The organism is Streptomyces sp. NPDC055078, assembly GCF_053607985.1.
On sequence record NZ_JBSGUP010000407.1, the window covers coordinates 1 to 7407 of the forward strand.

Consider the following 7407-nt stretch of genomic DNA (forward strand, 5'->3'; position numbering starts at 1 on the left):
GCAGCCGGGTGCGCATATTCAGCCCGTCCGGCGTTTGAGGACACCCCGCGGGGGTGCGCGTCAGCCAATGGCGCGGCCGGTCGCCGGGGCGCTGCCCCGGAGCCGCCCCCTACGCCCTGCGGCGTGGGGGGACCCCCAGCGCCTCAATCGCCGGCGGGGCTGTTTTTGCCTGCCCAGGTGCGCAAGTGTCCCTGCGGGGCTGCTGGCACTTTCAGCCCGTCCGGCGTTTGAGGACACCCCGTAGGGGTGCGCGTCAGCCGACGCAGGGTGCGGGTTCTTGCCGGGGCGCTGCCCCGGACCCCGCGCCTCAATCGCCGGCGGGGCTGGTTTTGCCTGCCCGGGCGCGCACGTTCAGCCCGTCCGGCGATTGAGGACAGACCCCGGGCCCCAGGCACGGTCACCCAGCGCAGAACCCAGGACCGGAAAACCCAGCCCGTCCGGCGCTTGAGGACAGACCCCGGGCCACGAGGGCGTGCATCCGGCGCAGACCCAGGACCGCAGCACCCAGCCCGTCCGGCGATTGAGGACGGACCCCGAGCCCCAGGCACGGTCACTCGACCAAGGGCAGACGCAAGGTCACCCCGAAGCCGCGGCACCAGCCGCATCCGCACCGCCCCGCCCCTTCCTCGGCGCCGCCTTCGCAAACCCGATGTCCTGGTAGCGCGGGACGGCGAACCCGAACGCCCCCGCGTTGCGGACGGCCGGCCTGACCGCGACCAGCTCAGGTCGCTGGTACAGCGGGATCGACCCGGCCGCCGCCCAGATCCGGGCATCCGCGCGACGTACCAGATCACGCGCCTCGTCCTCGTCGAGTTCCGCCGCCGCCTGGTCGAAGAGCTGGTCGATGTAGTCCGTACCGACGCGGGTGTAGTTCTGCTCCACCAGCAGGGAGCCGTCGCTCGCGGGCTCGGGCTTGGCGTAGATGGGGCGGGCGTCGGTCGCCGGGTAGGCGGTGGCGGGCCAGGAGTAGAGGGCCAGGTCGTAGTCGCCCGAGGCGATGTGGTCCTTGAAGTAGTTCCCGTCCTCGACCTTGACGATCTCGGTCCGGATGCCGAGCCGGTCCAGCATCCGCACGATCTTGCCGCCGACCGCGCGCAGCGGTCCCGAACCGGGTCCCGACGGCAGGACGAACCGCAGCGAGAGCGGCTTCCCGTCCTTGCCGAGCCGCCCGCCCGCGGCGACCGGGGCCGCCGTACCGGCCGGGGCGTACGCTCCCGCCGCACCGCCCTTGCGGCCGGGTGCGCTCCCGGCGTCCTGGGCGCCGGCCTTGGCGTGAGCCTCGTCGGCGGTCGCCGCGCGCCGCTGGCGGGTCAGGTCCTGGAAGGCCACGGGGGCGGGCGCGAGCACATGCGTACCGCCGGACCGGCCGCCGGAGCCGTGGTCGGCGGGCTTGTCGTCACCGACGATGTAGAGCCCCTCGCTGGAGGCGGCGTCGCCCCGGGACGTGTCCCGGTGGGCTGCGTGCTCCGGCCCGGCGGCGGGGCGCGCCGCCTTGCCGCCGGAGGACTTGGAGTCGGAGGACTCGTCGGCCGCCGGGGATTCGTTCCCGGACGGGGACGCGGAAGCCCCGGCCTCGCCGCCCGCCTTCGCCGGTGCGGGCTTCTTGAGCGCGCCCCCGGGGACCCACCCGGCGTCCGCGAGGAGCGCCTGCGCCTCCTGGGTGTTCTGCTCGCCGAGCGCTCCGCTGTTGTCGGTGTACGCCGACTGCCCCGCCAGCGCCAGATGGCTGCCGGGCGGCACCGCGGGCAGCCCCAGCGGGCGCAGCACGGTCTTGGCGAGTTCCTTGCGGTCGAGCGCGCGGGCCACGGCCCGCCGTACCCGGTCGTCGGCGAGCGGGCCGGACTCACCGTTCAGCGCGAGCTGGGTGTACGCGGGCTCCAGGGACTTGCGGACCACATAGCGGCGCAGCCCGGTCTGCTCGGCGGTGTAGACGGCGATGGCCTCGGCGGTCTGCTCGCTGGACGCCCGCGCCTTCTCGGCCGCCTCGTCGTCGGAGCCGTTGGCCAGCGCCCACGCCTTCAGCGCGGCGGACGCGGTGACGCCAGGACCGTGCGCGGGGTGGCGCTTGGCGGGGGCGCCGTCGGGGCCGTACGCCGGTCCCGGTCCGTTCGCCCCCTTCACGGCATCGGCGCCGGCCTTGGCCCCGGCCTTCGACCCCGCCCCGGCCTTCGGCCCGGCTTTCGGCGCGGCGAGGGCGATCCGGTCCGCGGTGTTCCGGTCGATCTCGGCGATGTCCAGCCTGCCCGCGGCGAGCGCGGCGGCCCGCTTCTCGCGCGGTACGGCGGTCAGCACCAGGCGTTCCAGCTTGGTGTGATCGCCCCACCAGCGGGGGTTGTGCACGAGGGTGACGGTACCGGCCTTACGGTCGACGGGGCCCAGCTGAAACGGTCCTGCGGTGGCCTTGAGCGTGGTGCGCGCCCCGTCGTTGAAGGAGTTCGGGGTACCGGTCACCTCCTTCGGATAGAGCGGGCTGAAGAGGGACCGCCAGTCGGCGTACGGCTTCTTGAAGGTGACCTTGACCTCAAGGTCGTTCTTGCCGCGCTGGATCTCCTCGATCCGCTCGTATCCGGCGTTTCGGGCGGTCCAGTAGGCCGAGTCCCGGCCGCTGAGCGCCCGCCACTGGGCGACGAAGTCGGGTGCCCCGACCTCCCGGCCATTGCTCCAGACCGCTTTCTGGTTCAGCTTGTAGAGCACGACCTGCTTGGGCTCGCGGTCGACGATCTCCGCGGACTCCAGATAGTCCGGGTTGCGCTGCGGCCGGCCCTCGGCGTCGAGCGTGAAGAGAGCGGGGAGCACGGCCCCGGCGATCCGGGCGGTGGCCGGGTCGGCGTCCGCCTGATACGCGTTCAGCGTGGTCGGCATCGCGTCGACGGCCCAGCGCAGGGTGCCTCCGGCGGCGACCTTGTCCCGCGCGGACGCCGCGATGTCCTGGGCCGCCGCCTTCCCGGTGCGCTCGGACTCGTCCGCCGAGCACCCGGCGAGAACGGGCAGTACGAGGGCGCCGGTGGCGAGCAGTGCTACGGAGCGGAGCGCCCGGGAGGTCCCCGTACCACGGAAGGCCGGAGAGGTCCCGGTGCCCCGGGAGGCCCGGGAGATCGGGGACGTCTGGGACGTCAAAAGGCGGACCCTCCCGTTGGGCGCGTCGACCTGGGACATGGGCTGTACCTCTTCATCCTGTTTCATGGAATTTGGGATGATCACACCGATTCCGGGCCACTGAAGTGGACAGAAGGCGGAAGGCGCGGCAGACACGGCGCACAGAGGCCCCAAAGCCACCCGAGCGGCGCAATACGGCACCGGACACCCCCCGGCGAAAAGGGGGCAGAAGGTGTGAAAATGGGTTCACTGAGGCACCCGCCACAGGGGCGCGCCGACAGCGCACGCGATGAGAGCCGATGAGAATCCCGTACGTCCCCTTCACAAGCGGGGATGTGAGGCGCGACACTCGCAGGCGCATGAGCGACGCCACCGCACGCTGCGGAAGTGAGGGCAAGTCATGTCCCAGCAGGTAGACCTGACCACGATTCAGCACCGCCTCGACGAACTGGTGCAGCACGTAGGAGAGCTGACCCAGCGCGTGGGAGAGCTGGAACGAACCGTCGATCGACCGCGTGGCGCCGGTGATCAGCCCCGTGGCACCCGTACGGCCGCCCCCAAACCGGTCGAACGCCATGAACTGGTCACCATCCCGGACGTTCCGTACAACAACGCACTGTGGACGGACTCGGACGACGAGGGCCTGGGCGTCCGAGACCGGCACGCTCCCTAGGAGAACTCGTTGGCCACCGGTACAGAACCACCACAAGTCAATACAGGCGTGCACGGCGCCACGCGCGCCACCATCGCTCCCCGCCATCTGCGGACGGACCGATGGTGGCTCGCCCCGGCGCTGACCGCCGGCGGACTGTTCGCCTTCATCGTCTATTCGACCTGGCGGGCATTCGCCAACGCGGACTACTACGCCGCGCCGTATGTCTCGCCGTTCTACTCGCCCTGCATCGCGGAGAACTGCGTCCCGATGAAGGGCGGTCCCAACTGGGAGATCTTCGGAAGCTGGTGGGGTCTGTCCCCCGCGCTGCTGATCCTGATCTTCCCCCTGGGCTTCCGGCTGACCTGCTACTACTACCGCAAGGCGTACTACCGGGGCTTCTGGGCCTCGCCCCCCGCCTGCGCGGTCGCCGAGCCGCACAAGAAGTACACCGGTGAGACCCGCTTCCCGCTGATCTTCCAGAACATCCACCGGTACTTCTTCTACGCGGCCGTCCCGGTCGCCGGAATCCTCACGTACGACACCGTTCTCGCCTTCCGCGACGAGCACTACGAGTGGGGCCATATGGGCCTCGGCACGATCGTCTTCCTGATCAACATCGTGCTGATCTGGCTCTACACCCTCTCCTGCCACTCCTGTCGGCACATCATCGGTGGCCGGCTGAAGCACTTCTCCAAGCACCCGGTGCGCTACCGCCTGTGGGGCATGGTCGGCAAGCTGAACGATCGCCATATGCAGCTCGCGTGGGCATCTCTGATCAGCGTCGCGCTCGCCGACTTCTACGTCTACCTCGTGGCGTCCGGTGCCTTCGACGATCCGAGGTTGTTCTGACATGACGCAACTCGAACGACAGCAGTGGGACGTCGTGGTGGTGGGTGCGGGCGGCGCGGGCCTGCGCGCCGCCATCGAGGCCCGCGAGAAGGGCGCCCGTACGGCGGTGATCTGCAAGTCCCTGTTCGGCAAGGCCCACACCGTGATGGCGGAGGGCGGCATCGCCGCCTCCATGGGCAATGTGAACTCCGGGGACAACTGGCAGGTCCACTTCCGCGACACCATGCGCGGCGGGAAGTTCCTCAACCAGTGGCGGATGGCCGAGCTGCACGCCCGCGAGGCCCCCGACCGGGTCTGGGAGCTGGAGACCTGGGGAGCGCTCTTCGACCGCACCGCCGACGGAAAGATCTCCCAGCGCAACTTCGGCGGCCATGAGTACCCACGGCTGGCACACGTCGGCGACCGGACCGGCCTGGAGCTGATCCGTACGCTGCAACAGAAGATCGTCTCGCTCCAGCAGGAGGACAAGGCCGAGTTCGGGGACTACGAGGCCCGGCTGAAGGTCTTCCAGGAGTGCACCGTCACGCGCATCCTCAAGGACGGCGACGGACCGGACGGGAGGGTCTCCGGCACCTTCTGCTACGAGCGGGAGTCCGGCCGGTTCTTCGCCCTGGAGGCCCCGGCGGTCGTCCTCGCGACCGGCGGCATCGGCAAGTCCTTCAAGGTGACCTCGAACTCGTGGGAGTACACCGGCGACGGCCAGGCGCTCGCGCTGCTGGCGGGGGCGCCGCTGCTCAACATGGAGTTCGTGCAGTTCCACCCCACCGGGATGGTCTGGCCGCCGTCGGTGAAGGGCATCCTCGTCACCGAGTCGGTGCGCGGAGACGGCGGAGTGCTGCGCAACTCCGAGGGCAAGCGGTTCATGTTCGAGTACATCCCCGATGTCTTCAAGGAGAAGTACGCGCAGTCGGAGGACGAGGGCGACCGCTGGTACGAGGACCCGGACAACAACCGGCGTCCCCCCGAGCTGCTCCCCCGCGACGAGGTGGCGCGCGCCATCAACTCCGAGGTCAAGGCGGGGCGCGGCTCCCCGGCCGGCGGGGTGTTCCTGGATGTGTCGACCCGGATGCCCGCCGAGGTCATCAAGCGCCGGCTGCCGTCGATGTACCACCAGTTCAAGGAGCTGGCGGATGTCGACATCACGGCGGAGGCCATGGAGGTGGGCCCCACCTGCCACTACGTCATGGGCGGTATCGCGGTCGACTCCGACAGCGCGGCGGCGGTCGGGGTGCGCGGCCTGTTCGCGGCGGGCGAGGTCGCGGGCGGTATGCACGGCTCCAACCGCCTCGGCGGGAACTCGCTCTCCGATCTGCTCGTCTTCGGCCGCCGCGCGGGACTGCACGCCGCCGATTACGCGGCGGGGCTCGCCGACCGGCCACCGGTCGACCAGGCCCAGATCGACACGGCAGCGGCTGAGGCACTGCGCCCCTTCGGCGCGGAGCACCCCGATGCGGCCGGCCGGCCGGAGAACCCGTACACCCTCCACCAGGAACTCCAGCAGACCATGAACGACCTGGTCGGCATCATCCGCCGCGAGGGCGAGATGGCCGACGCGCTGGAGAAACTGGCCGGGCTGCGCGTCCGGGCCCGCCACGCCGGGGTCGAGGGCCACCGCCAGTTCAACCCCGGCTGGCACCTCGCACTGGACCTGCGGAACATGCTGCTGGTCAGCGAGTGCATCGCGCTCGCCGCGCTGGAGCGGACCGAGAGCCGTGGCGGCCACACCCGCGAGGATCGTCCCGGCATGGACCGCGAGTGGCGCCGGGTCAATCTGCTGTGCCGGCTGGTCGACCCCACGGGCGAACTGGCGGCGACCGATCCCAAGCGCGGCCAGATCGAACTCGAACGCACGACGACCGACCCCATCCGTCCGGACCTGCTCGCTCTCTTCGACAAGGAAGAGCTGGTCAAGTACCTCGCCGAAGAGGAGCTATACGAGTGAGTTCGTACCAGGCCAGCTTCAGGGTGTGGCGCGGTGACCAGGAAGGCGGGGAGCTTAAGGACTTCTCCGTCGAGGTCAACGAGGGCGAGGTCGTCCTCGACATCATCCACCGCCTCCAGGCCACCCAGGTCTCCGACCTCGCCGTCCGCTGGAACTGCAAGGCGGGCAAATGCGGCTCGTGCAGCGCGGAGATCAACGGCCGGCCCCGGCTGCTGTGCATGACCCGGATGTCGGTCTTCTCCCGCGAGGAGACGATCACCGTGACCCCGCTGCGGGCGTTCCCCGTCGTACGCGATCTGGTGACCGATGTGACCTTCAACTACACCAAGGCACGGGAGGTCCCCTCCTTCGTACCCCCGCCCGGGGTGGCGGCAGGCGACTACCGCATGCAGCAGGTCGATGTGGACCGCTCCCAGGAGTTCCGCAAGTGCATCGAGTGCTTCCTGTGCCAGGACACCTGCCACGTGGTCCGCGACCACGAGGAGAACAAACCCGCCTTCGCCGGACCACGCTTCCTCATGCGAGTCGCCGAGCTGGACATGCACCCCCTGGACGCGGCGGCCGAGTCCGGCCTCGACCGCAAGAAGACCGCCCAGGACGAGCACGGTCTCGGCTACTGCAACATCACCAAGTGCTGCACGGAGGTGTGCCCCGAGGGCATCAAGATCACCGACAACGCCCTCATCCCCCTTAAGGAACGCGCGGTCGACCGCAAATACGACCCCCTGGTCTGGCTCGGCAACAAAATCGCCCGCCGAGGCGGTACGGAGTAGCGGCCGGAGTCCTCTCGCCGGTCCGGAGGTGCTGGGCCTCCGGACCGGCGGGCCCTTACGTCATGGGGAAGCCCCGCCGGTCCGGAGGATGG

The 7407-nt window shown here is 70.2% G+C and carries 5 protein-coding genes; 4 read left to right on the forward strand and 1 reads right to left on the reverse strand.

The window, feature by feature from the left end:
• Positions 1-576: 576 nt before the first annotated feature.
• Positions 577-3156 carry an ABC transporter family substrate-binding protein gene (locus ACWF94_RS27565; RefSeq protein WP_453494030.1) on the reverse strand — a complete coding sequence of 860 codons (2580 nt, stop codon included), beginning with the start codon at positions 3154-3156 and terminating at the stop codon, positions 577-579.
• Between the two features lie 340 nt (positions 3157-3496).
• Between ACWF94_RS27565 and ACWF94_RS27570 the strand changes: the two genes are divergently transcribed.
• Genes ACWF94_RS27570 through ACWF94_RS27585 form a run of 4 tightly spaced genes read left to right on the forward strand, consistent with a single transcriptional unit; the run spans position 3497 to position 7315 of the window.
• Positions 3497-3769 carry a hypothetical protein gene (locus ACWF94_RS27570; protein ID WP_453494018.1) on the forward strand — a complete coding sequence of 91 codons (273 nt, stop codon included), beginning with the start codon at positions 3497-3499 and terminating at the stop codon, positions 3767-3769.
• Between the two features lie 9 nt (positions 3770-3778).
• Positions 3779-4600, forward strand: coding sequence for a hypothetical protein (locus ACWF94_RS27575; protein WP_453494021.1), 822 nt, complete (start codon positions 3779-3781; stop codon positions 4598-4600).
• Position 4601: 1 nt separating this feature from the next.
• Positions 4602-6542, forward strand: coding sequence for a fumarate reductase/succinate dehydrogenase flavoprotein subunit (locus ACWF94_RS27580; RefSeq protein WP_453494024.1), 1941 nt, complete (start codon positions 4602-4604; stop codon positions 6540-6542).
• Positions 6539-7315 (forward strand): succinate dehydrogenase/fumarate reductase iron-sulfur subunit, encoded by a 777-nt coding sequence (locus ACWF94_RS27585; RefSeq protein ID WP_453494027.1) that lies wholly within the window; start codon positions 6539-6541, stop codon positions 7313-7315. The genes ACWF94_RS27580 and ACWF94_RS27585 overlap by 4 nt, the downstream gene beginning before the upstream one ends.
• The last annotated feature ends 92 nt before the right edge of the window (positions 7316-7407 follow it).